Origin of the sequence: Cupriavidus sp. AU9028 (assembly GCF_019795295.1) — a bacterium.
In the GTDB taxonomy this organism is placed as follows: domain Bacteria; phylum Pseudomonadota; class Gammaproteobacteria; order Burkholderiales; family Burkholderiaceae; genus Cupriavidus.
In genome coordinates this window covers 129,347-154,636 of sequence record NZ_JAIMCG010000011.1, presented here as the reverse complement: position 1 = coordinate 154,636, position 25,290 = coordinate 129,347, and the positions used below count along the sequence as shown (strand labels likewise).

Annotated in this window: 20 protein-coding genes and 1 tRNA gene; 14 read left to right on the top strand and 7 right to left on the bottom strand. The window is 67.8% G+C overall.

Annotation, left to right across the window (positions count from 1 at the left end; genetic code table 11):
• The first annotated feature begins 22 nt into the window (after positions 1 to 22).
• From K6V06_RS13845 to truB, 8 genes are all read left to right on the top strand, one after another.
• On the top strand, positions 23 to 829 hold the full coding sequence (locus tag K6V06_RS13845) for a sulfite exporter TauE/SafE family protein (protein WP_222244299.1): 807 nt from the start codon (positions 23 to 25) through the stop codon (positions 827 to 829).
• A gap of 644 nt (positions 830 to 1,473) precedes the next feature.
• Positions 1,474 to 2,373: an SMC-Scp complex subunit ScpB gene (gene scpB / locus K6V06_RS13840; protein ID WP_255581835.1), complete on the top strand. Its 900-nt coding sequence runs from the start codon at positions 1,474 to 1,476 to the stop codon at positions 2,371 to 2,373.
• A gap of 31 nt (positions 2,374 to 2,404) precedes the next feature.
• Positions 2,405 to 4,393 carry a 23S rRNA pseudouridine(2605) synthase RluB gene (gene rluB, locus K6V06_RS13835; protein ID WP_222244297.1) on the top strand — a complete coding sequence of 663 codons (1,989 nt, stop codon included), beginning with the start codon at positions 2,405 to 2,407 and terminating at the stop codon, positions 4,391 to 4,393.
• A 325-nt stretch (positions 4,394 to 4,718) separates the two neighbouring features.
• Entirely contained in the window at positions 4,719 to 5,207 is a 489-nt protein-coding gene (gene rimP / locus K6V06_RS13830) for a ribosome maturation factor RimP (RefSeq protein ID WP_222244295.1), read from the top strand.
• Positions 5,204 to 6,679 (top strand): transcription termination factor NusA, encoded by a 1,476-nt coding sequence (gene nusA / locus K6V06_RS13825; protein WP_222244293.1) that lies wholly within the window; start codon positions 5,204 to 5,206, stop codon positions 6,677 to 6,679. The genes rimP and nusA overlap by 4 nt, the downstream gene beginning before the upstream one ends.
• 77 nt (positions 6,680 to 6,756) lie before the next feature.
• Entirely contained in the window at positions 6,757 to 9,645 is a 2,889-nt protein-coding gene (gene infB / locus K6V06_RS13820; RefSeq protein WP_222244291.1) for a translation initiation factor IF-2, read from the top strand.
• Positions 9,646 to 9,712: 67 nt separating this feature from the next.
• Positions 9,713 to 10,081 (top strand): 30S ribosome-binding factor RbfA, encoded by a 369-nt coding sequence (gene rbfA / locus K6V06_RS13815; protein ID WP_222244289.1) that lies wholly within the window; start codon positions 9,713 to 9,715, stop codon positions 10,079 to 10,081.
• Positions 10,082 to 10,216: 135 nt separating this feature from the next.
• On the top strand, positions 10,217 to 11,182 hold the full coding sequence (gene truB, locus K6V06_RS13810) for a tRNA pseudouridine(55) synthase TruB (RefSeq protein ID WP_222244287.1): 966 nt from the start codon (positions 10,217 to 10,219) through the stop codon (positions 11,180 to 11,182).
• A gap of 31 nt (positions 11,183 to 11,213) precedes the next feature.
• Here the strand turns inward: truB and K6V06_RS13805 are convergent, their stop codons facing one another.
• From K6V06_RS13805 to K6V06_RS13790, 4 genes are all read right to left on the bottom strand, one after another.
• Complete coding sequence (locus K6V06_RS13805; RefSeq protein ID WP_222244285.1) at positions 11,214 to 12,818, bottom strand: DHA2 family efflux MFS transporter permease subunit; 1,605 nt, start codon at positions 12,816 to 12,818, stop codon at positions 11,214 to 11,216.
• 2 nt (positions 12,819 to 12,820) lie between these two features.
• The gene (locus K6V06_RS13800; RefSeq protein WP_222244283.1) at positions 12,821 to 14,098 is read right to left on the bottom strand and encodes an HlyD family efflux transporter periplasmic adaptor subunit; all 1,278 of its coding nucleotides are present in this window, start codon (positions 14,096 to 14,098) and stop codon (positions 12,821 to 12,823) included.
• Between the two features lie 64 nt (positions 14,099 to 14,162).
• Positions 14,163 to 15,680, bottom strand: a complete 1,518-nt coding sequence (locus K6V06_RS13795; protein WP_222244281.1) for an efflux transporter outer membrane subunit — start codon at positions 15,678 to 15,680, stop codon at positions 14,163 to 14,165.
• A 73-nt stretch (positions 15,681 to 15,753) separates the two neighbouring features.
• Positions 15,754 to 16,218, bottom strand: a complete 465-nt coding sequence (locus K6V06_RS13790) for a MarR family winged helix-turn-helix transcriptional regulator (RefSeq protein WP_222244279.1) — start codon at positions 16,216 to 16,218, stop codon at positions 15,754 to 15,756.
• Positions 16,219 to 16,486: 268 nt separating this feature from the next.
• On the opposite strand from K6V06_RS13790, the gene typA reads away from it, so the two are divergent.
• The 4 genes from typA (at position 16,487) to K6V06_RS13770 (ending at position 20,616) form a co-directional block, all read left to right on the top strand.
• On the top strand, positions 16,487 to 18,307 hold the full coding sequence (typA, locus tag K6V06_RS13785) for a translational GTPase TypA (protein WP_222244277.1): 1,821 nt from the start codon (positions 16,487 to 16,489) through the stop codon (positions 18,305 to 18,307).
• A gap of 150 nt (positions 18,308 to 18,457) precedes the next feature.
• Positions 18,458 to 19,540: an enoyl-CoA hydratase/isomerase family protein gene (locus K6V06_RS13780; RefSeq protein ID WP_222244275.1), complete on the top strand. Its 1,083-nt coding sequence runs from the start codon at positions 18,458 to 18,460 to the stop codon at positions 19,538 to 19,540.
• A 68-nt stretch (positions 19,541 to 19,608) separates the two neighbouring features.
• Positions 19,609 to 20,169 (top strand): NADPH-dependent FMN reductase, encoded by a 561-nt coding sequence (locus tag K6V06_RS13775; RefSeq protein WP_222244273.1) that lies wholly within the window; start codon positions 19,609 to 19,611, stop codon positions 20,167 to 20,169.
• Between the two features lie 126 nt (positions 20,170 to 20,295).
• Positions 20,296 to 20,616, top strand: a complete 321-nt coding sequence (locus K6V06_RS13770; protein WP_222244271.1) for a hypothetical protein — start codon at positions 20,296 to 20,298, stop codon at positions 20,614 to 20,616.
• 25 nt (positions 20,617 to 20,641) lie between these two features.
• On the opposite strand, the gene K6V06_RS13765 is transcribed toward K6V06_RS13770, so the two are convergent.
• Positions 20,642 to 22,789 (bottom strand): hypothetical protein, encoded by a 2,148-nt coding sequence (locus tag K6V06_RS13765; protein WP_222244269.1) that lies wholly within the window; start codon positions 22,787 to 22,789, stop codon positions 20,642 to 20,644.
• A gap of 156 nt (positions 22,790 to 22,945) precedes the next feature.
• On the opposite strand from K6V06_RS13765, the gene dusA reads away from it, so the two are divergent.
• Together dusA and K6V06_RS13755 are read left to right on the top strand one after the other, a co-directional pair.
• Positions 22,946 to 24,076, top strand: a complete 1,131-nt coding sequence (dusA, locus tag K6V06_RS13760) for a tRNA dihydrouridine(20/20a) synthase DusA (RefSeq protein ID WP_222244267.1) — start codon at positions 22,946 to 22,948, stop codon at positions 24,074 to 24,076.
• A 422-nt stretch (positions 24,077 to 24,498) separates the two neighbouring features.
• Complete coding sequence (locus K6V06_RS13755) at positions 24,499 to 24,759, top strand: hypothetical protein (protein WP_222244265.1); 261 nt, start codon at positions 24,499 to 24,501, stop codon at positions 24,757 to 24,759.
• A 92-nt stretch (positions 24,760 to 24,851) separates the two neighbouring features.
• On the opposite strand, the gene K6V06_RS13750 is transcribed toward K6V06_RS13755, so the two are convergent.
• A tRNA-His gene (locus tag K6V06_RS13750) sits at positions 24,852 to 24,927 on the bottom strand.
• Between the two features lie 111 nt (positions 24,928 to 25,038).
• Entirely contained in the window at positions 25,039 to 25,209 is a 171-nt protein-coding gene (locus K6V06_RS13745; RefSeq protein ID WP_222244263.1) for a hypothetical protein, read from the bottom strand.
• Positions 25,210 to 25,290 lie beyond the last annotated feature (81 nt).

Sequence of the window (25,290 nt, the reverse complement as noted above, 5' to 3'; positions counted from 1 at the left end):
TTCCGGTGCCGGGGAGTAACGAGTGACTGAGGCGGTACTTATATCCGTATTCCTGTTGGCACTGTTGGGCGGGGCCCACTGTGCGGCCATGTGCGGCGGCATTGCCATGACGATGACACCGTCGCAGCGGCGGCCCAGCGCGCCCACGGCGACGATCGCCACCGTCCGCTGGGGCAACCCGCGCCAGTGGCTGGTGCAGACCCTGATGCTTCACGCAGGCCGCCTCAGCGCCTATGCGATGGCTGGCGCGGTGCTCGGCGGGCTCGGCGCCGGCGCGTGGCAGGCGAACTACCTGCCGGTGCAGCGGCTGCTGTTCGCCACGGGCAGCGCCATGCTGGCCCTGTCCGGGCTGGCCTTGCTCGGCGGCCGACCGCTGCTGGCCACGGCGCTGGAGCGCCTGGCCGGACCGGTGGCCGCCCGCTTGACCGCCGTGCCGCTGCGCCGGCTGGCGGCATCCCGGCAGATGCCTGCCGCTGCCGGCGCCTTGCCGGCAGCCTGCGCCAGCCGCGGCGCGCTGGCGCGCCGCTACGCGAGCGGCCTGCTGTGGGGCATGGTGCCGTGCGGCATGGTCTACGGCGCCCTGTCGCTTGCGCTGCTCGCCGGCAATGCCGCGTCGGGCGCCCTGGTGATGCTCGCTTTCGGCCTGGGCACGCTGCCCAACCTGTTGGTGATGTCGGGGCTGGCCGGGCATCTGCGCGCCTGGTCGCGCCGTCCGCCGGTGCGCATCGGCGTCGGCCTGCTGATTGTCGCCTTCGGCGTGGCAGGCCTGGTGCGCGCGGCGTGGCTGCCGCACACCATCGCCGCGCAAGGCTTCTGCCTGGCCTGGTGAGTCGCATCCGTCACGAACGTCGCCAGCACAAGCCGGTTGCAGCTTTCGCCGGGTATGCCATACAATCCCGGGAACCGCGATGCACCAGCGCCCCTCGTGCTGGGGTGACATCGCAGGTTCAAGGCAGCGCCGGGTGGCGCCGATTCGTTCGGCTGGCTCTCGACGCCATGCCAGGCGTGAGCGGGTCTCGATCCCGCGCTTCCGTCCTGTTCCGGCAGTCCGGCCAAGAAGATCCGGTGTGGCGCCTCCCGCCTGCACCGGCCAAGAACACCGGCTGCCGGCATGGAGCCGACGGAGTGGGCGGATGCCGGCGCGGTCGGTCACGGCCGATCAATATCAATGGTTGTTCTGCACCCGGAGTGATCGCGGTCGTCCGGGGCGTGTCGGCTGCATGACAGGCGCAGTGCGGCACAAGCGTTCCCTGAGCCGCAGTGGCGGGCTCGGCGAACGACCTCTGGCCGGGACGGACCGGCAATCGATGCACCGATGAGCAGGCGCACGGCGGCGTACTCAGAAGTACGTCCGGCGGCGGCGCATGAAATGGCGGCTGTGACCAGGGACGGCTCGCAATCGCTGAATCCGAAAATCTGTAGCGCTTCGGGACACGCCGGACGCAGACGCAACGACAGGTCGCACACCACAACATGAATACCCAAGAGGCGAAAATCGTCCTCGAGACGGCGTTGATCTGCGCGCAGGAGCCACTGCGCGTTTCCGATCTGCGCCGGCTATTCGCCGACGACGTTGGCGCCGACACGATCCGCGCGCTGCTCGACGAGCTGCGCCAGGACTGGGAGCAGCGGGGTGTGGAGCTGGTCGCGCTGGCCAGCGGCTGGCGCTTCCAGAGCCGGCCGGCGATGCGAGAGTATCTCGACCGGCTCAATCCCGAAAAACCGCCGAAATATTCGCGTGCAGTGATGGAAACGCTGGCCATCATTGCCTACCGTCAGCCGGTCACGCGCGGTGACATCGAGGAAATCCGCGGCGTGACGGTCAGCACCGAAGTCGTCAAGAAGCTGGAGGATCGCGGCTGGATCGAGGTTATCGGCCATCGTGACGTGCCGGGCAAGCCCGCCCTGTATGCCACCACCAAGTCCTTCCTGGACGACCTCGGCCTGCGCACGCTGGACGAGCTGCCGCCGCTGGAGGACCCCCAGGCCCAGGTGCAGGCAGCGCTGCTCGATCAGCAGGCCATCGATTTCGAAGCCGTCGCCACTTCCGCCGGCGCCGACGAGGAAACCGCTGTGGCGGCCGACCCATCGGCCGCCGCCGGTCCCGAGGCTCAGGATGCGACGCCACCGGCGACGCAACCCGCCGAGGACGGGCTGCCGCGGTGGCTTGCCGATGCTGCCGAGCGGCCGGTCCAGGGCGATGGCCGCCAGGATGGCGGCGATGGCGGCGATGGCGACCCAGCGATGGCCGGGGAAGCGGTTCCCGAACCGGCCGCGGCTTTCGCCAGCGATGACGGCGAAACCGACCGGCACCAGGCGATCGGCGCGACCACGCGCGACGCCGACGAGCAGGACGAGCGCGTCCCGAACTGAACACCAGATGCAATAACCGAGTGTGAATACTTTGTCCGACTCTATTGAACACGACGTGCGCGAAGCCGATGCGCCCGCCGAAGGCGCGGCGCCTCGCCGCAAGGGCCTGCGCCGCGGCTTGCGCAATCTGGTGGCATCGCGCCGTCAGGCCGCGCAGGATCGGGACGCAGCCGGTGGCGACGCCGCGCAAGCCGGCGATGTGGCGGGCGGTGAGCCTGCCTCGGCACCCGCGCCCCGGCGCCGCGGCCGCCGCCCGGCCGAAGGCGCCGAGGCGCAAGCGGCCACGGGAGCGGACGGTTCGGCCGAAGGCACCGCTGCGCCGGCCACGGACGAAGGCCAGCCCCGCCGCAAGCCGCGCCAGCCGCGCCGCGCCGAGGCCGACGGCGCCGAGGCCGGCGTGCCGCGCCAGGGCGCGGGCGCCCGCCAGGGTGGCAGGGGGAACAAGAGCGGCAGGGGCCCGGGCCGGACGGTGGTGCCGGGTCAGGGCGCCGAAGGGACCAATGGTGCCGTCGCGGCCGACGCTGCCGACGACCAGCCGCGCGGCCGGGGCGCCAGCCGGCAAGGCAAGGGCAATGCCGCGGGCCGTGGGCCGGGCGGCAAGGGCCAGCAAGGATTGAATGCGGGCAGGGGCAAGGCCGGCAAGGGCAAGGCAGCGCCTGGCCGCAACGGCAAGGGCCCCTCCCAGGACGCCGCACCGGGCGTGGCCGACAAGCCCGCAGGGTCGACCGAAGACCTGTTCCGCTTCGTGATCTCCGGCCAGTACGACGCGGAAGCCGCGGCCGGCGGCCGGGCCAAGGCCAAGCCGGTGCGCGAACTGTCCGCCGAGGACGACGCGCCCAAACTGCACAAGGTGCTGGCCGATGGCGGACTGGGGTCGCGCCGCGAGATGGAAGAGCTGATCCTGCAAGGACGCGTCTCGGTCAACGGACTGCCTGCCCATATCGGCCAGCGCATCCTGCCGACGGACCAGGTGCGCGTGAACGGCAAGCTGATCCAGCGCCGCATCAGCACCAAGCCGCCGCGCGTGCTGCTGTACCACAAGCCCTCTGGCGAAATCGTCAGCCAGTCCGATCCGGAAGGCCGTCCCACCGTGTTCGACAGCCTGCCGCGCCTGAAGACTGCCAAGTGGGTCGCGGTCGGCCGGCTGGACTTCAATACCGAGGGCCTGCTGATCTTCACCACCTCGGGCGACATTGCCAACCGCTTCATGCACCCGCGCTACGGCGTGGAGCGCGAGTACGCGGTGCGCACGCTCGGCGAGCTGAGCGAGGCGGACCGCCAGCGCCTGCTGCAGGGCATCCAGCTCGATGACGGCCAGGCCAACTTCCTGCGCATCGCGGATGGCGGGGGCGAAGGCGTCAACCACTGGTATCACGTGGCGCTGACCGAAGGCCGCAACCGTGAAGTGCGCCGGATGTTCGAGGCGGTCGGGCTGACCGTGTCGCGGCTGATCCGTACCCGCTACGGTGCCTTCCTGCTGCCGCGCGGCCTCAAGCGCGGCCGCTGGCAGGAACTGGACCCGGAAGAGGTTCGCTCGATGATGGCGGCGATCGGCCTGAAGGCGCCGGCCAAGCAGGCCGCGGGTGCCAAGGGCGCGACCCGCGTCGGCGGGCGCAAGCAGCGCGAGCAGGCGGCGATCGAAGGCGTGCCGATGCACACCGGCATGGACGGCCTGCCGCGCTTCAACAAGGAAGGGGGCGCGCGTGGCAACGGCAGCCGTGGCCAGCCGGACCCGATGCAGACCTCGATGGGCTACATCACCGCGCCGACGCTGCTGACCTCGCATACCACCAAGTATGCCGGCACGGTCGGCCTGGAAACGGCGCAGCCGACACTGCGTGCGCCGCGCGGCCGCGGCCAGGGCATGGGGCAGGGCAAGCCGGGCCGCCGTGGCGAGGCGAACGGAAACGTGATGCAGAAGGCAGGCAAGCCCGGGAAGCCCGGCGCCAAGCCGGGCGGCAAGCCGCCGGTCAAGGCTGCCGGCAACCGGCGCGGGCGTCCGCGCGGCGGCAACCGTTGAGTGCCGTGGGCGCCGCCAGAGGCTTGGCGGCGCACCACGCAGGGGCCACGGCCGACGAAGCGGCCGTGCCTTTGCCTTTTATTGGCGCACAGCGTATAATCCAAGTCTATTCAAAAGTCATCCTCGATGGGATGGGCGAATGATGGGCATTGCGCCCATTTTTTTTTGGTTCGCCCGAATGCATTCCGCTCCGCCAAGTCGAATCGACAGGCGGGGCTGAAACTCATCGGGGTCGAACCAGCCGGTTCGGCCACGGTCCAGCCTTCGCGCAGCGGGGGAGCCGGCAGCTGACCGGCAGATTTGAAGGCCAATTTTCGGAACGACAGTGCATCTGGCAGATTTGATCGAAACCACCCTGACCGGCATGGGGTATGAGCTGGTCGAGCTCGAACGCGCCCCCGGTGGGCTGTTGCGCGTCTACATCGATCAGCCGGACACGGGCATCGCCATCGAAGACTGCGAAAAGGTCAGCCGGCAGCTCACGCACGTGCTGACGGTCGAGAACGTCGAGTACGAGCGGCTCGAAGTGTCGTCCCCCGGGCTGGACCGACCGTTGAAGAAACTGGCCGACTATGCACGGTTCGCCGGCGAAGAGGCACGCGTCACGCTGCGTCTGCCGGTCGACGGCCGCAAGAATTTCGTTGGCATTCTGCGGGGCGTCAGCGGCGACGCGGGGGCGGAGCGCATCGGCCTGGAGTTCGAAGGCAAGGACGGTCCCGCGCTGCTGGAATTCACCGTATCCGATGTCGACAAGGCACGCCTGGTGCCGGTGATCGACTTCAAGGGAAATCAGAAAAAAGGGAACAAGCAATGAGCCGCGAAGTTCTGTTGCTCGTCGATGCGCTTGCGCGCGAGAAGAACGTCGACAAGGATGTGGTTTTCGGTGCCCTTGAGGCGGCGCTCGCCTCGGCCACCAAGAAGCGATTCGAGGAAGACGTCGATATCCGCGTGGCAATCGACCGGGAATCCGGCGAACACGAAACCTTCCGCCGCTGGCTGGTGGTGCCGGACGAGCAGGGCCTGCAGGAGCCGGACAAGCAGATCCTGCTGTTCGAGGCCCGCGATCAGGACGCCAACATCGAGCTGGGCGATTTCGTCGAGGAGCAGATCGAATCGGTCGAATTCGGCCGGATCGGCGCGCAGGCTGCCAAGCAGGTGATCCTGCAGCGCATCCGCGACGCCGAGCGCGAGCAGATCCTGAATGACTACCTGGAGCGCGGCGAGAAGATCATGACCGGCACGGTCAAGCGCGCCGACAAGAAGGGGCTGATCGTCGAATCGGGCCGCGTCGAGGCGCTGCTTGCGCGAGATCAGATCATTCCGAAGGAAAACCTGCGCACCGGCGACCGCGTGCGCGCATATATCCTGAATGTCGATCGCACCGCGCGCGGTCCGCAGATCGAGCTGTCGCGCACCTCGCCGCAGTTCCTGATCAAGCTGTTCGAGAACGAAGTTCCCGAGATGGAACAGGGCTTGCTGGAGATCAAGGCGGCAGCGCGCGATCCCGGCGTACGCGCCAAGATCGCGGTGGTCGCGCATGACAAGCGCATCGATCCGATCGGCACTTGCGTCGGCGTGCGGGGTACCCGCGTGACGGCGGTGCGCAACGAGATCGGCGGCGAAGCGGTGGACATCGTGCTGTGGTCGGAAGATCCGGCGCAGTTCGTGATCGGCGCGCTGGCCCCGGCGCAGGTCCAGTCCATCGTGGTGGACGAGGAAAAGCACAGCATGGACGTGGTGGTGGACGAGGAAAACCTCGCGGTGTCCATCGGCCGCAGCGGGCAGAATGTTCGCCTGGCGTCCGAGCTGACCGGCTGGCAGATCAACATCATGACGCAGGAAGAATCGGCGCAGAAGCAGGCCGAGGAAAGCGAAGTGGTGCGCCAGCTGTTCATGTCCAAGCTGGACGTGGACCAGGAAGTGGCCGACATCCTGATCGAGGAGGGCTTCTCCTCGCTGGAAGAAGTAGCCTATGTGCCTCTCAACGAAATGCTGGAGATCGAGGCATTCGATGAGGACACCGTCAACGAGCTGCGCAACCGCGCCCGCGATGCCTTGCTGACGATGGAACTGGCGCGGGAAGAGAAGGTCGAGGCGGTGTCGCAGGATCTGCGCTCGCTGGACGGCCTCAATCCAGAGTTGATCGGCAAGCTGGCGGAGCGCGACATCCATACGCGCGACGATCTGGCAGAGCTGGCGGTCGACGAACTGGTCGAGATGACCGGCGTGGGCGAGGACGAAGCCAAGGCGCTGATCATGAAAGCACGGGAACACTGGTTCAACTGAGGGACACGTTCTTCATCGAGCGCGTTTTCCGCACAAGACTGTCCCGACGTAGAAACCGAGCATTGAAAAGGGTTTGAATGGCAAGCACAACAGTTGCCCAACTGGCCGCAGAACTGAGTCGCAGCGCAGCTGCCCTGCTGGAACAATTGCAGGCAGCTGGGGTGGGCAAGTCCAAGCCTGAGGACGTCATCACCGAACAGGACAAGTCCAGGTTGCTGGACTACCTGAAGCGTTCCCATGGCCAGGGCGACGACAGTTCTCGCAAGAAGATCACGCTGACCAAGCGCGAAACCTCCGAGATCCGTCAGGCGGATGCCACCGGCAAGACGCGGACGGTGCAGGTCGAGGTGCGCAAGAAGCGCGTGCTGATCCAGCGCGACGAAACGCCGGCGGATACCGGTGCGGACGGCCACGAGGTGGCCGCGCCGGTGGTCGACCACGCCGAGCAGGCTCGCCGCGAGGAAGAGGAACGCCGCCAGGCCGAATTGCTGGCGCGCCAGGAGGCGGAAGCCAAGGCAGCCCGCGAGGCAGCCGAGCGCGAGGAAGCCGAGCGCCGCGCCCGTCAGGAGGCCCTGGAGGCCGAGGAGCGGCGCCAGGCGGAGCTCGCCCGTCGCAAGGCCGAGGAAGAAGCCGCGGCAGCCGCCGCGCTGACCGCCGCCGCTTCCGACGATTCGCGCCGCAAGGCCGCCGAGGACGACAAGGCGCGTCTGGCTGCCGAGCGTGCGGCCGCGCAGAAGGCCGCGGACGATGCCAAGGCCGCGGCCGACAAGGCGCGCGCCGAGCAGGAAGATGCGGCCCGCAAGCGCCGCGAGGCCGCCGAGGCCGAGGCCCGTGCGATCCAGCAGATGCTGAACGCGCCGGCACGTGTGCTGAAGGCGCCGTCCGAGCGCAAGGCCGAGGAAAAGAAGGCCGAGCAGAGCGGCACCCTGCACAAGCCGGTCAAGCCGGCCGGCACCACCACCGAAGCGAAGAAGGAAGACAAGAAGCCGGCCACCGGTACCGTCATCGACAAGAAGACGGGCAAGGTGGTCAAGGGTGCCTCGTCGACCTGGCAGGACGAAGGTTCGCGCAAGAAGGGCGGTGGCCTGAAGACGCGCGGCGACTCGTCGGGCGGCGTCGGCGGCTGGCGCGGCGGCCCGCGTGGCCGTGGCGGCCGGCATCAGCAGGACGATCACCGCAGCTCCTTCCAGGCGCCGGTGGAACCGGTGGTCCGTGAAGTGCACGTGCCGGAAACGGTGTCCGTGTCCGATCTGGCCCACAAGATGGCGGTCAAGGCGTCCGAGGTCATCAAGCAGATGATGAAGCTCGGCCAGATGGTCACCATCAACCAGGTGCTGGACCAGGAGACCGCGATGATCGTGGTCGAGGAAATGGGCCACAAGGCGCTGGCGGCCAAGCTGGACGATCCGGAAGCGCTGCTGATCGAAGGCGGCGACGAGCAGTCGGACGCCGAACAGCTGCCGCGTCCTCCGGTCGTCACCGTGATGGGTCACGTCGACCATGGCAAGACCTCGCTGCTGGACTACATCCGCCGCACCAAGGTCGCCGCGGGCGAAGCCGGTGGCATTACGCAGCATATCGGCGCTTATCACGTCGAGACCGATCGTGGCGTGATCACCTTCCTCGATACGCCGGGTCACGAGGCGTTCACGGCAATGCGTGCGCGCGGCGCCAAGGCGACCGACATCGTGATCCTGGTGGTGGCCGCCGATGACGGCGTGATGCCGCAGACCAAGGAAGCCATCGCGCACGCGAAGGCGGCCGGGGTCCCCATCGTGGTGGCGATCAACAAGGTCGACAAGCCCGAAGCCAACCCGGACCGCGTCAAGCAGGAACTGGTGGCCGAGCAGGTCGTGCCGGAAGAGTACGGCGGCGATTCGCCGTTCGTGCCGGTGTCGGCCAAGACGGGCGCCGGTATCGAGGACCTGCTGGAGCAGGTGTCGCTGCAGGCCGAAATCCTGGAGCTGAAGGCACCGGTCGAGGCCCCGGCCAAGGGCCTGGTGGTGGAAGCGCAGCTGGACAAGGGCAAGGGCCCCGTGGCCACGGTGCTGGTCAGCAGCGGTACGCTGCGCCGCGGCGACGTGGTGCTGGCGGGCAGCGCTTACGGCCGGGTCCGTGCGATGCTGGACGAGAACGGCAAGCCGACCAAGGAAGCCGGCCCGTCGATCCCGGTCGAGATCCAGGGCCTGTCCGAAGTGCCGGCCGCCGGCGAGGAAGTGCTGGTGCTGCCGGACGAGCGCAAGGCGCGCGAAATCGCGCTGTTCCGCCAGGGCAAGTTCCGCGACGTCAAGCTGGCCAAGCAGCAGGCGGCCAAGCTGGAGAACATGCTGGAGCAGATGACGGAAGGCGAGGTGCAGACGCTGCCGCTGATCGTCAAGGCCGACGTGCAGGGTTCGCAGGAAGCACTGGTGCAGTCGCTGCAGAAGCTGTCGACCAGCGAAGTTCGTGTGCAGATCGTGCACGGCGCGGTGGGCGGCATCACCGAATCGGACGTCAACCTGGCAACCGCTTCCAAGGCCGTCATCATCGGCTTCAACGTGCGGGCCGACGCCGGTGCGCGCAAGCTGGCCGAGAGCAACGGCATCGATATCCGCTACTACAACATCATTTACGATGCGGTAGACGAGATCAAGGCGGCGATGTCGGGCATGCTGGCGCCGGAAAAGCGCGAGGTCACGATCGGCCAGGTCGAGGTGCGCCAGGTGTTCCGCGTGCCGAAGATCGGCGCGGTGGCCGGTTGTATGGTCACCGACGGTCTGGTCAAGCGCGGCGCCTTCGTCCGCGTGCTGCGCAACAACGTCGTCATCTTCTCGGGCGAACTGGATTCGCTCAAGCGCTTCAAGGATGACGTCAAGGAAGTCAAGCAAGGCTTCGAGTGCGGTCTGTCGATCAAGAACTTCAACGACGTTCAGGAAGGCGACCAGCTCGAGGTGTATGAAATCACCGAGGTCGCGCGCACGCTGTAAGGCGCGTTGGGGCGGCGGGCGAGAGCCTGCCGCCGCCCCGGTTCCATTGCCGACATAGGCGGATTGCATGGCCAAGAAAGGCAATATCTCTTCGCGCAACCTGCGCCTGTCCGACCAGATCCAGAAGGACCTGGCCGAGATGATCCAGCGCGAACTGCGCGAGCCGAAGCTGGGCCTGGTGACGCTGCAGTCGGTGTCGCTGACACCGGACTACGCGCACGCCAAGGTCTACTTCACCGTATTGGGCGCCGAGCCTGCCGAGGCGGAGGCGCTTCTCAACGAGAAGGCCGGGTATCTGCACTCGCTGCTGTTCAAGCGCCTGCATATCCATACCGTGCCGACGCTGCGGTTCTTCCATGACACCTCGGTCGAACATGCGATCGAGATGTCGAAGCTGATCAACCAGGCGAACGCGACCCGGGCGCGGGACGATTGAATCGGGACGGCCACCTTCGGGTGGCCGTTTTCCGTTCGGCTGCCGCCGTCTCAGGCGGCGGCGCAGCCGCCCGGCTGCTCGCCTCGTTCGTCCATTCGCCGTTCACGTGCCGTCCCCCGGCGCACTCCCCAATCGATGAAAGACTCCAACGCTACGCGGGCGCCCCGACTGCCGCGCCGCGATGTCCATGGCGTGCTGCTGCTCGACAAGCCGCTCGGCCTGTCGTCCAACGATGCACTGGTGCGCGCCAAGCGGCTGCTGCGCGCCAACAAGGCCGGCCATACCGGCACGCTCGATCCGCTTGCCACCGGGCTGCTGCCGCTGTGCTTCGGTGAGGCCACCAAGTTCTCCCAGGATCTGCTGGATGCCGACAAGACCTATGAAGCGACGGTCCGGCTGGGGCAGCGGACGTCCACCGGCGACGCCGAAGGGGAGGTGATCGCGCAGCGCCCGGTGACCTGCGACAGCGCGGCGATCGCCGCCATGCTGGTGCGTTTCACCGGGGAGATCGAACAGGTGCCGCCGATGTATTCGGCGCTGAAGAAGGATGGGCGGCCGCTGTACGAGTATGCCCGCGCGGGACAGACCGTCGAGCGCGCCGCCCGCCGCGTCACCATTCATGCGATTGCGCTGCTGGCCTCCGAGCTGCCGCAGGCGCCGTGCTTCACCATCCGCGTCACCTGCAGCAAGGGCACCTATATCCGCACGCTGGCGGAGGATATCGGCGAGGCACTGGGGTGCGGCGCGCATCTGACGGCGCTGCGGCGCACCGGTGTGGGCGACCTGACGCTGGCGGGCGCCGTGACGCTGGAACAGCTGGGCGAGCATGACGACGCCGGCCGTCCGGGGCTGCTGGCTCCGGTTGACGCCTTGCTGCAGCGCTGCGTGCCGGTCACGCTGGACGGTGACGCCGCCCGGCGCTTCCTGCAGGGCCAGCGCATCGCCGGCCGGGACCTTGCTCCTGGGGCGGTCGGCACGGACGGGCTGGGCGAGGACACGCTGGCCCGCGTCTACGGTGGCGAGCCGGCCCGGCTGCTGGGTGTCGCGCGCTTCCGGGAAGGCGCGTTGCGGCCGGAACGGCTGGTCCGCCTGGAGGGCTGAGCCGGCCGGTGCAGGCTGCGGCCGGCGCTGCTCAGTGCGCCGCCATCGCGTCGGCCGAGGCCCCGCCGGACTGCTTCTTCGGCCTGGTCATCCAGACGAACACGATCAGCACGAAGAACAGCACGCCCGAGATCCAGAAGATGTCGTTGGCGCCCAGCATCGACGCCTGCTGCGAGATGGTCCGCTCGATCACGCCAACCGCCTGCGCATGGCTCATGCCCTGTTGCATCAGCTGCTCGACGTGCCCGGTGTAGACCGGGTTGTAGGGGTTGACCTGCTCGACCAGGCGGGCGTGGTGCAGCGCGGAGCGGTTCTCCCAGATGGTGGTCGAGATCGATGCGCCGATCGCGCCGAAGGTGATGCGCACGAAGTTCGACAGGCCCGAGGCGGCAGGGATCTTGTCCGGCGGCTGGCCGGACAGGATGATCGACGTCAACGGGATGAAGAACATCGCCATCGCCGCGCCCTGGATCAGCGTCGGGATCATCAGCGTGGTGGTATCGACTTCCACGGTGAAGCGGGAGCGCATCAGGCTGACCACGCCGAAGGTGATGAAGGCCGCGGTGGCGACCCAGCGCGCGTCCATCTTCGGCAGGTTGCGGCCGATCACCGGCGACAGCAGGATGGCAAAGATGCCGACCGGCGCCATCACGATGCCCGCATCGGTGGCGGTATAGCCGACGATGGTCTGCAGCCAAAGCGGCAGGATCACCAGGTTGCCGAAGAACAGCCCGTAGGCGACCGAGATCGCCACCACGCCGGCGCTGAAGTTGCGGCCCTTGAACAGGCTGATGTCGACGACCGGATGCGGCTCGTGGCGCTCCCAGACCAGGAAGAACAGGAAGCCCACCACGGCGATCACGGTCAGCGCCACGATCTCGCCGGACTGGAACCAGTCCAGCTCCTTGCCCTTGTCCAGCATCAGCTGCATCGAGCCGACCCAGATCACCAGCAGGGCGAGGCCGATCCGGTCGATCGGCAGCACCCGTGTTGGCGTCTCGCGGTCGCGATAGATCACCCAGGTCGCATAGGCCGCCAGGATGCCGACCGGGATGTTGATGTAGAAGATCCACGGCCACGTCATGTTGTCCGAGATCCAGCCGCCCAGCAGCGGTCCCATGATCGGCGCCACCAGCGTGGTCATGCCCCACAGCGCCAGCGCCATGGTGCTCTTGTGCGGCGGATAGCTCGACAGCAGCAGCGACTGCGACAGCGGGATCATCGGCCCGGCGACGGCGCCTTGCAGGATCCGCGCGGCCAGCAGGATTTCCAGGTTGGGCGCCACCCCGCACAGCCATGACGACAGCACGAACAGCAGGATCGAGGTGATGAACAGCCGCACCTGCCCGAAGCGGGTGGTCAGCCAGCCGGTCAGCGGCACCGAGATGGCGTTGGCCACCGCGAACGAGGTAATGACCCAGGTGCCCTGGTTCGGCGACACGCCCAGGTCTCCCGAGATCGCCGGGATCGACACGTTGGCGATCGACGAGTCCAGCACGTTCATGAACGTCGCCAGCGACAGCGCGATGGTGCCGACCAGCAGCTTGCCCCCGGTCAACGGTTGCAGATGCGCCGGGGCCGGTGCCGGCGGGGCTTGGGGGGGCCGGCCAGCGCCGGCGGTCACGGTGGACGACATCGTCAGGCTTGCTTGTCGAGCGCGGGACGGGCACCCGCCTGGGAGGCGGCCGCCGCCCCCCTCGCGCCGTTGTTGACGGCGATGATGCGCGCGATCAGCGCATCGGCGTCGTGCCCGACCTTGTCGTAGACGGCCGTGCTCAACGCCGGATTGACGGTGTTGCTGGCATTCGCCATCGCCGCACCGCCTTCATCGTGCACGTCGACCGTGACGTTCATCGACAGCCCGACGCGCAGCGGATGGTCCCGCAGTTCCTGCGGGTCCAGCGCGATGCGCACCGGCAGGCGCTGGACCACCTTGATCCAGTTGCCGGTGGCGTTCTGCGCCGGCAGCAGCGAAAACGCCGAGCCGGTGCCCGCCGAGAAGCCGGCCACCTTGCCGTGGTATTCGACGCCGGAGCCGTACACATCCGCATGGAGGGTGACCGGCTGGCCGATGCGCATATGGGCGATCTGCACTTCCTTGAAGTTCGCATCGACCCACACCTGGTCCAGCGGCACCACTGCCATCAGCGGCGTGCCGGCGTTCACGCGCTGGCCGACCTGCACCGACCGCTTGGCGACATAGCCGGTCACCGGCGCGGGCAGTTGCGAGCGGGCGAAGTTCAGGTAGGCGGCGCGCACGTTGGCGGCGGCGCGCTGCACGTTGGGGTGCTTTTCGACCGAGGTCTGGTCGGTCAGCGCGCGGTTGGAGGCGAGCTGCTCGCGCGCGGCGAGCAGCGCGGCCTGCGCCGCCTGCAGCGTCGCGCGCGCATGCGCCAGTTCCTCGTTCGACACCGCGCCCGAGCCGGCGATGGCCTCGCGGCGGCGTACGTCTTCCCGCGCCCGCGCGACATCGGCTTCGCGCACGGCGACGGTCGCCGCGAGCGAACCATTGTTGACGAACAGCGTGCGCACTTCGCGCACGGCCTGCGCCAGCTGCGCCTCGGCCTGCTCCAGCGCGACCTGGCTGTCGGCCCGGTCCAGCTGGATCAGCGGCTGCCCGGCGGTGACCAGCTGGGTGTCGTCGGCGCTGATGGCCACCACGGTACCCGAGGTGAGCGGCGTGACCTGCACCACGTTGCCCGCGACGTAGGCATCGTCGGTCGATTCGAAATAGCGCGCGTACGCGCCCCAATAGCCGCCATAGGCGAGCCCGGCGACCACCACGGCGGCGGTCAGTGCGAGCAGCAGCCGTTTGCGCTTGCCATTGCCCGCAGCGGGAGCTGGCATGGCGGCCGGCGCGGCGACCGGCGCAGGGGAGGGGGTGGTGCGGTTGTTCGCGGATTGCTCGTCGCTCATGATGATGTCGATGCTGGTCTGTCTTGTGATTCGGAAATTCGGTGCGAGGAAGAAGGAAGGCCGCTCAGCTCGCCTGCGCCGCCTTGCCCCGCGTGGCCGCACTCGCGGTGCCGCCATCCTGGTAGCCACCGCCCAATGCCTTCATCAGCGCCATCTGCAGGTCGAGCCGGCGCGCCTGCAGATCGGTGGCTTGCCGGCGCTGCTCCAGCACGTTGCTTTCCGCGTTGAGGACGGTCAGCTGCGTGCCCAGGCCCGCCTTGTAGCGGGTCGTGGCCAGCTCGTAGGCGCGTTCGGCGAGCGCCAGCGCCTCGCGCTGCGTGCCGATCTGCTGGTCGACACTGCGGATGCTGGTCACCGTGTCCGCCGTTTCCCGCAGCGCGTCGACCAGGGTCTGGTTGTAGTTGGCGACCGCCAGGTCGTACTGGGCGTGGCGTCCCTTCAGGTTGGCGCGCAGCCGCCCGCCTTCGAAGACGGGCAGCCGCAGGGCCGGGCCGAAGCCGAGCGTGCGGCTGGCGCCGAGCAGCAGGTTGGACGGATCCAGCGACGCCAGGCCGATCGCCGCCGTCAGGCTGATATTGGGCAGGAACTCGGCGCGCGCTACCTCGATGTCGTGCGAGGTGGCCTCGACGCGCCAGCGTGCCGCCACCAGGTCCGGCCGGCGCCCGATCAGGTTGATCGCCAGGTTGTCCGGCAGCTGCGGCGTCGGCTGCGCCAGCAGCGTGGGGCGCTCGATCGCCAGGCCGCGGTCCGGACCCTTGCCGAGCAGCGCGGCCAGCTGGTTGCGCGCCAGCGCGATTTCCTCGTCGACCCGCTGCAATTGCGTGCGGGCGGCCGCCACCGTGGCGCTGGCCTGGGTGGTTTCCACCTGCGTATCCAGCCCGGCGGACAACCGTTGCCGCGACAGCGCGGTCAGATCGTTGCGCTGCGCGATGGCGCGTTCGGCGACGTCGCGCTGCGCGTACAGCGCCGCCAGCCGCGCATAGTTGCGCGCCACCGCGGTCGTCAGCAGCAGCCGCGAGGCCTGGCTTTCCGCTTGCGCGGCCCGGTCGTCGGACAGCGCGGCTTCCAGCGCCGCGCGGTTGCGGCCCCAGAAGTCCAGGTCATAGGACAGGCCCGCCTGCAGCCGGGAGAGGTTCTGCCAGGTGCCGGCGCGCGGCGTGCCCTCGTACAACTCCGTCTCGGAGAAGCGTTGCCGCTGCAGCGAGGCCGTGAAGTCCACCTGCGGGAACAGCGCGCTGCGGCTGGCCTCGGCCAGTGCGCGCGACGCCTGCACGCGGGCCAGCGCCGCCTGCAGGTTGGGGCTGCCGGCGATGGCTTCCTGCACCAGGGCGTGCAGCTGGGGATCCTGGAACTGGTCGATCCAGTCGACCGACGGCCATTGGCCGTGCTCGGCAGGCAGCGAGACGGCGGTGGCCAGCTGCTCGGGCTGCGTCACGACCTGGGTGGGCCGGGAGTCGCCGAGCGAGGCGCAGCCGGCCAGTACGGCGGCGGCGATGGCGCCAAGCACGGCGGCCCGGATGGGGCGGCGGCTGGAAGCGGTCTGCCGGACCGGCACGGCAGGAGTGAAGTGAAGGGTAGGCATGTAACTGATGTAACGAAAACGGTAAGGGAACGGCGCGGCATGCAAGCGGCGCGGGAAGGGAGGCGCGCGCCGCTTACCCGCTGTTGTTGCCGATGATCCGCAGCAGCATGTCCTTGAACTGGTCCACCTCCTCCGGGCTGAAGCCGGCGAAATGGCGGTTCAGCACCCGGCAGATCATCGCGGGCAACTGCGCCACCAGCGCATGGCCCTGGTCGGTGATGACCAGCTCGACGATGCGCCGGTCGGCCTCGCTGCGCTGGCGCCGGACCAGTCCGCGCTTTTCCATGCGGCTGATCAGGCGAGTGACCGAGCCGATGTCGATGTTCATCTCGCGGCCGACGTCGGTGACGGTGCGTGCGCGGTTCTGCGCCAGCATCAGCAGGCAGGACGCCTGGGCGTGGGTGATGTCCAGGCCCGCAAGCTGCTGCTCCAGGCCGTTGCTCAGCACCGCCCGCGCGCGGATCAGCAGGTAACCGGGGCTTTCGCACATCCGGTAGTCGGCGGGATCGAACAACGGGGTGTCCAGGGCGGCGCTCATTCTCTTGTCTGTGCAATCATTGTCGCGGCAAATATATTCCGCTGGAAAACGTAAGGCAAGGATCGCAACTAGTCATTTCTGTTTTCGCAATTATTGCGATGCGTGCATCACTTCTGGCGAGCCAGAGGCGGGTTTCGTGCCTTGGGGCCGCGAGCGAAGACGGGCGGCGGACCAGATTGCCTCTTTGATCCAGCCCCGGCGTTGCGCGCCGCAACATGGTAGAATCGCGGGTTGATTTTTTGAAAGCCAGTTCCGAGCGAGAGCCGCAATGACCCGCGCAATCCGCAATATCGCCATCATCGCCCACGTCGATCATGGCAAGACCACCCTGGTTGACCAACTCCTGCGCCAGGCAGGCACCTTCCGTGACAACCAGCAGGTAGCGGAGCGGGTGATGGATTCGAACGACCTCGAAAAGGAGCGCGGGATCACGATTCTCGCGAAGAACTGCGCGGTCGAATACAACGGTACGCATATCAATATCGTTGACACGCCGGGCCACGCCGACTTCGGCGGCGAGGTCGAGCGCGTGCTGTCGATGGTCGATGGCGTGCTGCTGCTGGTGGACGCCGTCGAGGGCCCGATGCCGCAGACCCGTTTCGTCACGCGCAAGGCGCTGGCGCTGGGCCTGAAGCCGATCGTCGTGATCAACAAGATCGACCGCCCGGGCGCGCGTCCGGACTGGGTCATCAACCAGACCTTCGACCTGTTCGACAAGCTGGGCGCCACCGACGAGCAGCTGGACTTCCCCGTGATCTACGCCTCGGGGCTGAACGGCTATGCCGGCCTTACCGAAGACGTGCGCGACGGCGACATGAAGCCGCTGTTCGAGACGGTGCTGGACAAGGTGCCGGTGCGTAACGACGATCCGGACGGTCCGCTGCAGCTGCAGATCATTTCGCTGGACTACAACAGCTACGTCGGCAAGATCGGCGTGGGCCGCATTTCGCGTGGCCGCGCCAGGCCGCTGCAGGACGTGGTGGTCAAGTTCGGTCCGGAAGGCAACCCGATCAAGGGCCGTATCAACCAGGTGCTGAAGTTCCGCGGCCTGGAGCGCGAAATCGTGCCCGAGGCGGAAGCCGGCGACATCGTGCTGATCAACGGTATCGAAGAGCTGGGCATCGGCTGCACCGTGTGCGCGCCGGACGCCGTCGAAGCGCTGCCGATGCTGAAGGTCGACGAGCCGACGCTGACCATGAACTTCTGCGTCAACACCTCGCCGCTGGCGGGCCGTGAAGGCAAGTTCGTCACCAGCCGCCAGCTGCGCGAGCGCCTGGACCGCGAGCTGAAGTCGAACGTGGCGCTGCGCGTGCAGGATACCGGCGACGACACCATCTTCGAAGTGTCCGGCCGCGGCGAACTGCATCTGACCATCCTGCTGGAAAACATGCGCCGCGAGGGCTACGAGCTGGCGGTGTCGCGTCCGCGCGTGGTGTTCAAGGAAATCGACGGCGTCAAGCACGAGCCGTACGAGCTGCTGACGGTGGACGTCGAAGACGGCCACCAGGGCGCAATCATGGAAGAGCTGGGCCGCCGCAAGGGCGAACTGCTCGACATGGCATCGGACGGCAAGGGCCGCACCCGCCTGGAGTACCGCATTCCGGCCCGCGGCCTGATCGGCTTCCAGGGCGAGTTCCTGACGCTGACCCGTGGTACCGGCCTGATCTCGCACATCTTCGACGACTACGCGCCGGTGCGCGAAGGCGGCCTGGGCGAGCGCCACAACGGCGTGCTGATCTCGCAGGACGACGGCGATGCGGTGGCTTACGCGCTGTGGAAGCTGCAGGATCGCGGCCGCATGTTCGTCAAGCCGGGCGACGCGCTGTACGAAGGCATGATCATCGGCATCCATAGCCGCGACAACGACCTGGTGGTCAACCCGATCAAGGGCAAGCAGCTGACCAACGTGCGCGCCTCGGGTACCGACGAGGCCGTGCGCCTGGTACCGCCGATCCAGATGTCGCTCGAATACGCGGTGGAATTCATCGCCGACGACGAACTGGTCGAGATCACGCCGAAGAGCATCCGTCTGCGCAAGCGTCATCTGAAGGAGCACGAGCGCAAGCGTGCCTCCCGCGAGAACGCGTAAGCGTCGCAGCACAGGGCCGAAGGCCCGGAAGAAACCGCACCATCGAGTGCGGTTTTTTTTCGCCCTGCGGCGGCCGCGCGGGGACTCCGGCCGGCCGCCGGTGCTGGTGTACAGTGACGGGCTGGAGACAAGACAGGAGGAGCCGCAGACATGACGGACCACGTAGTAACGGAAGTCCTCGGTGGCGTCGGTTATCTGACGCTGACCCGCCCGCAGGCGCTCAACGCGCTGTCGCTGGAGATGATCCGCGCGCTGACGCGCGCACTGGACGACTGGGCGAACGACCCGGCGGTAGTCGGCGTGGTGATCGCCGGCGCTGGCGGCAAGGCGTTCTGCGCCGGCGGGGACATCCGCTTCTTCCACCAGGCCGCGCTGGCGCAGGATCCGCTGCTGGGTCAGTTCTTCGCCGAGGAATACGCGCTGAATCACCGGATCCACCGCTATCCGAAGCCCTATGTCGCGCTGATGGACGGCGTGGTGATGGGCGGCGGCATGGGCATCTCCCAGGGCGCCGTGCGCCGGCTGGTCACCGATCGCACCAGGATGGCGATGCCGGAGACCAATATCGGCCTGTTTCCCGATGTGGGCGGAGGCTGGTTCCTCGCGCGCACACCTGGCCGGATCGGCGAGTATCTTGGCCTGACCGGCACCGTGATCGGCGCGGCCGATGCCCTCTACGCGGGGCTCGCGGACGCGTTCCTGCCGGCCAATGCGCTGGCGGAGCTGCAGGCCAGCTTGCGCGCGTCGCGCTTCGACAGCGGCGCCGCCCTGCTTGCTGCGATCGACGCTGCCACTGCCAACCATGCGGCGGCCTGCGACCCGGCACAGGGCATGCTTGCCCGGGAACGGCAGGCGATCGACGCCGCCTTCGCCGCGCCGTCGGTGCAGCAGGTCCTCGTGCACGTCAGCGATGCGCCGGGCGACTGGGCGGCGCAGACGGCGGCGATGCTGCGTGCGCGCTCGCCGCTGATGCTGTGCGTGACGCTGGAGCAGATCCGCCGCGCGCGCGACATGTGCCTGGAGGACGAACTGCGGATGGAACTGGACATGATGCACGCGGTCTTCCGGGAGGGGGATGGCGTCGAGGGCATCCGCGCGCTGGCCATCGACAAGGACCACGCGCCGAAATGGCGCCCGGCCCGGCTTGACGAGGTCGAACGGGCTCGGGTGATGGCGTTCTTCGACAGTCCCTGGCCCGCGGCATCGCACCCGCTGGCTTCGCTGCGCGGCTAGGCCTGCCGCCGGCCTTGCCGGTCCCCGGTCCTCGGCCCCCCAAATTCTCACCGGAAAGAGGAAGCACGATGAGCACTCCCCGTGATGTTGCAGTGCTGGTAGGCAGCCTGCGCAAGGAATCGTACAACCGCAAGCTGGCCATGGCCCTGGCGCAGGTCGCGCCGCCCGAACTGAAGCTGGAGATCGTCGAGATCGGCCAGTTGCCGCTCTACAACGAGGATGCCGAGGCGAATGCACCGGCGCAATGGACCGCGTTTCGCGATCGCATCCGCCGCGCCGATGCGCTGCTGTTCGTGACGCCCGAGTACAACCGCTCGGTACCGGCGGCGCTGAAGAACGCCATCGACGTCGGCTCGCGTCCCTATGGCAGCAGCGCCTGGGACCGCAAGCCGGGCGCGGTCATCAGCGCGTCGCCGGGCGCGATCGGCGGCTTCGGCGCCAACCATCATCTGCGTCAGTCGCTGGTGTTCCTCAACGTGCCGGTGCTGCAGATGCCCGAGGCCTATATCGGTGGCGTCAACAAGCTGTTCGACGACAGTGGGGCGCTGAACAACGAGTCGACCAGGGCGTTCCTGGGCACGTTCATGACCGCCTTCGCGGACTGGATCGAGCGCACCGCCGTCGCCTGAGCTGGCGCTGCCAGGCGTGACTGCATGGCGCGGCCGGCGGGCAATGCCGTCCCGGCTCTCCCTCCGGTAGTGGGGAGCCGGGAAGATTGCGCTAAAGGGCAGGCCGCCCCGACCGTAAATAGCGAAATGGATCCAAGCGACTTTCCCTTCGATACCGCCGCCAATGCCGACCTGGTCGGCTGCTGGGCGACCGCCTCCCCGCAGTTGCTCGCAACGGTGCTGAACAATGCGATAGACGCCGAGGACCTGTCCGGCTTCGCCGCACTGCTTTCCGACATCGCCCGTGACCGGGGCCTGAAGGGCATGCGGGGGGCGCACCAGTCCATCTACGACATGCCGTACGCCAGCCTGCTGCCACGGCAACAGCATCTGCTCGCCGACGCCTTCGACCTGATCGTGAAGCTCGGCCTCGAGCTGCAGCCGCGACGCCCGCGTCTGGTCGACTGAAGCGGGGCGCCGCCCCTTCCTCGCGCTATTTTCCGGTTGCCACCTTCAGGATGAAGGAGGCATTCGCACGCGCCTGCTTGAACACACGCGACTCCTTGGACAGTTCGGGTCCCGCAATGAGGATCGCCATCGCCAGCACCATGCATTGCCGCACGCGCAATCCTGCCCGTTTCCACAGCGCGGCAAGCGACAGCAGGATGACCGCGTAGTATCCGCCCTCGATCAGGCGGGTGCGTACCGAGAACTGCCGGTAGTAGTCCCAGTCGGCTTTGGCGAAGCGGGTATCGACCAGCAGGTAATCCATCGCGAACAGCCCGGCGAGGAAGGCGCACAGCGCGATCAGCAGCGCGCGCGTATCCGCGGCATCGTCGCCCGGGTCCCGAGTGCCGCGGCGCAGCCCGATCGCGGTCCACGCGAGCAGGGCCAGTACGAGCGGCAGGCCGAAATGGGCGGAGAACGCGCCGAAGCCGTTCTGGTGCGCGATCGGCCAGTGCGGGCTGGACAGGTGGCCGGCCTGCAGCAGCCGTTGGCCCATTCCCATCAGCTCGGCCTGCGGTGCCAGCAGTTCCATGCCGCGCAGCCACGGCATCCAGTCGGCGACCAGCCTTGCCGTCATGTTGCCGGTGGTCAGGCCCAGCACGATCGTGACCAGTAGCAGCGCGGCCCCCCGCCACGCCATGCGGCGCCCCGCGCCGGCGGTCGCGGCAGGGGCAGGGGACCGGTCGAGACAGGCGGCGATCGCATACGCCGCCACGATGGCGAGCATGCCGGCCAGATAGGCCGGCGCCCCCCAGGCGGCGTAGTGCTCGAAGCGCAGATAGATGGCGGGCAGCCCCAGTGCACAGAAGGCGATGGCCACCGATAGCGAGAGGCGTTCCGCCCCGGTTCGCTGCAGCGTGACGAGAGTGAAAACCAGCAGCACGGCGGCCACGACGCTCAGCGCCACGTTGATGGTGATCGAACCGAGGCCGAGGCCGAGCAGCGGCAGCAGCGCCAGCGTCTGCCAGGACAAACGCTGGCGGCCATCGACGCGCAGCGCCAGCGTCGCCAGCGCAAGGCACCAGAACAGTCCCAGCGAACTGATGACGCGCCCGGGATGCAGCACGAAGAAGACCGGGTTTGCCGAGTCGAACAGATAGTAGCGATGGGTCGGATCGAAGGTCAGCGCGCCATAGAAGACCAGGCCCGTGGCGACGACGGCGGCTGCGGCCCGCATTCCCAGCGCGCGCAGCAGCGCGGCGGTCAGCGCGAACGCGGACAGCTTGACCAGCGCCGCGGTGGCCCAGAACGGGACCAGCAGCGCGTTCGGGTCGGGAAAGGGGGCCGCCCGCGCATAGAGCACCGGAAGGAGAAAGGCCAGTTCGTCATAGTGGTAGCCGAACAGCGGCAGACGTGCGCCGGCGCCCGGCCCCAGATGGGGGTCCAGCACCACCCGCTCCAGTTCATGGATGGTCCGGTCGCCGGCGACGAAGGCAAAACCGAACTGCACGGACAGCACCCCTGCCAGCACGATCAGCAGCGCCACCAGCGCGGTGGCCCGCCAGTCGAAGGCGCGGATCCCCATGCCCGGCGACCGCTGGGTGCGCGAGCGCGCCAGCGCCGCGCGCACGGCGATCGCCAGCGCGATGGCGGCGACCGCTGCGAACGATGCCAGGGCCGCCGTGCGCGCGGGGGCCAGCAGCGACAGCAGCCGATTCAGGCCGCAGGCGCCGATATAGCAGGGTACGAATCCGGCCAGCGCGCCGAACACCTTGTCGAACAGGGCCGGGCGCGCAGCGGGAATGCCAAGCAGCCAATCGAGGCGGCTGCCGATCAGCAGCAGCGCGCCCAGATACACAGGCAGCACCAGCCAGATGCGCCAGTCGATCGCGCCAATGGCGTAGTGCGAGTCGATTTTCAGCTTGTTGAACCAGATCCACCAGTACGGCGACGGTGGCGGCCGGAAGTCGTACATGCCGTAGTGGTTGGCGCTGGGATCGGCCAGTACGGCCGCCATCGCCCAAAGCAGCACCAGCGCCATGACAAGGGAAAGGCCGGCTAGCTCTCTGACGTTCAGCATCCGTGCATGGGGCAAGGTCGGGCCCGCCTTCGTCAGGCCGTCGGCCGGTGGTGCGCGGCGCAGCCGCGGCAGGCGCAGGGGCCGACCGGAAGAGGAGGGCAGTCCAGCTAGCATAGGGTGAGGCGCTCCTGCCGACCATCCGCATTCGGTCGGAGTCGATGGTTGGAATCGGCACGAGGACAGCGGCGCAGCGCGGCTCCGGCGGGATTGCCTCGACTGCCCTATACTGCCGGACTCGTGAAACAAGCCCGCCGGAAACCGGCGTTGCAGATGTCCTTGTCGTTCACCCAGTCAGGCGCACCCGGCGCCGCGTCGTCCCCTGCGCCGTCCCCTGCGCTGTCCCCTGCGCTGTCCCATTCCGCTGCCTCGTCCGTGCCGGCTGCTGGCGGTATCCCCGCCCGCCGCATCACGGTCGCGCCGATGATGGACTGGACGGACCGCCACTGCCGCATGTTTCACCGGCAATTGAGCCGCCATGCCTGGCTGTACACGGAGATGGTCACCACGGGCGCGCTGCTGCACGGCGATGTGGCGCGCCACCTCGACTTCGATGCCGCCGAGCAGCCGGTGGCGCTGCAGCTGGGCGGCAGCGAGCCGGCGGAACTGGCAGCGGCGGCGAAACTGGGCGAGCAGTGGGGCTACGCCGAGATCAACCTCAATTGCGGCTGCCCCTCCGAGCGAGTGCAACGCGGCGCCTTCGGTGCCTGCCTGATGGCCGAACCGGGCCTGGTCGCCGACTGCGTGCGGGCGATGCGGGAAGCAGTGAACGTGCCCGTGACGGTCAAGCATCGCATCGGCATCGACGCCATCGAGGAATACGGCTTCGTGCGGGACTTCGTCGGCACCATTGCCGAGGCGGGCTGCCAGACGTTCATCGTCCATGCACGCAATGCCATCCTGAAAGGCCTGAGCCCCAAAGAGAACCGCGAAATCCCGCCGCTGCGCTACGAAGTGGCGTACCGGTTGAAGCAGGAATTTCCGATGCTGGAAATTCTGATCAATGGTGGCATCACCGCCTACGCGGAAATCGACTCTCACCTCCAGCATGTCGACGGCGTCATGCTCGGCCGCGAGGCCTACCACAACCCCTATGTGCTGGCGGAGGTGGACCAGCGCTATTACGGCGGCAGCGAGCCAGTTGCATCCCGGCTCGACGTCGAGCTGGCCATGCAGCGCTATATCGGCGATCTGGTGGAAGCGGGCGGCTATATGGGCGCGGTGACGCGTCATATGCTCGGCCTGCATCGCGGCGTGGCCGGCGGGCGCGGATGGCGGCGGGTCCTGTCCGACGCCCGTCGCATGCAGGCGGTCCGCTCGCGCGAACAGGTCGATGTGCTGTTCGAGGAGGCCCGCTCGCATCTGCGGACGCCGATCCGCGAGCAAATGGAGGAAGTCCTCTAACTCGGGTTGCAAATGGCAGGGTGGCGTCTGTCGCGCCACTTTCAGTCGTTTCTTCGATGAACGGGGCGGCTTCGGCGTCGAATCTGGCCGGCCGGAGGCAGGGCGGGAGCGCCGCGGACGAGAGGGAAAAGGTGCGGAAAGGGATTCCCCTAGATAGGCAATCTGTTTCCGACTTTCTTACACTTGAACCTGCCTCCGAATACGGGGCTTTCTTCAACTGATTTTGGAGCCCGCCCCGTGCGGGCTTTTTTTCGCACGCCCGCCGCTCGCCGCACCCACTTTTACGTTTACCCGAATGGAAAATCGCAAACGCTCCGGCTACAGTCAGGGTGCCTTCAGGGCATTGAGATCGCAAGAGTTTAAAAGTCCGCCAAGCGCGGACTTTTTTTTGCCCGTTCAACCATCCGGCAGGGAGGTGGGGAATGGAAGACGAGGGCTTGTTCGGCGTGGCGCTCGAAGGGGTAAGGGTGGTCTGGGTGACCGAGCAACTGCAAAGCGGGTGCTGGACCGCCCGCTACTGCTGGCACAAGGGGGAGGATGCCGCCGCCGCGCAGGCATTGCAGGCTGCCGTGCTCAATGGCCGCAGCCGGCGCCTGCCCGGCTTGTACGCGTCCGAAGATGCGGCGAGGGCAGCGATCCGGGAAGCGGTGCGCATGGAGCTTCGCTGGGGCGAAGGAAGCTGACCGAGGCGGCAGCACAACAAGCACGGCCGCAAGACAGCAGCGCCACAAACAAGAACAGCGACCCGTGGGCCGCTGTTCTTGTCATGCAATTCTGGGGTGGCTGATGGGACTCGAACCCACGACGACAGGAATCACAATCCTGGACTCTACCAACTGAGCTACAGCCACCGTTGTCTCCGGTGCGCACATCGCTGTGCGACGGAAACCGAGATTATAAGCACGTCTTTTGAGAATGGCTAGTAGGTGGCACGAATTTTTTTGGTGCCCGTTCCCGCCGCCTCAGACCCGCAGCTTTTCCGGCTGATCGAGCTCCAGCATCCGGCAGATTGCGGCCATGCTGCCGACCATGGTGCGCCGCTGCGAGCCCTGATAGATGCGCACGCCCTTGGATTGGCGGAACGGAACCGGCTGAACGGGATGACGGTGATGGGTGCGAACGGCTTGCAGCATGGTTGACCTCACGAAAATGGCGGCAACAGGGGGTCTCGCAACGGCGCCAGAGGCGCCTCGCTAGAGGGCGTGCAAGACGAG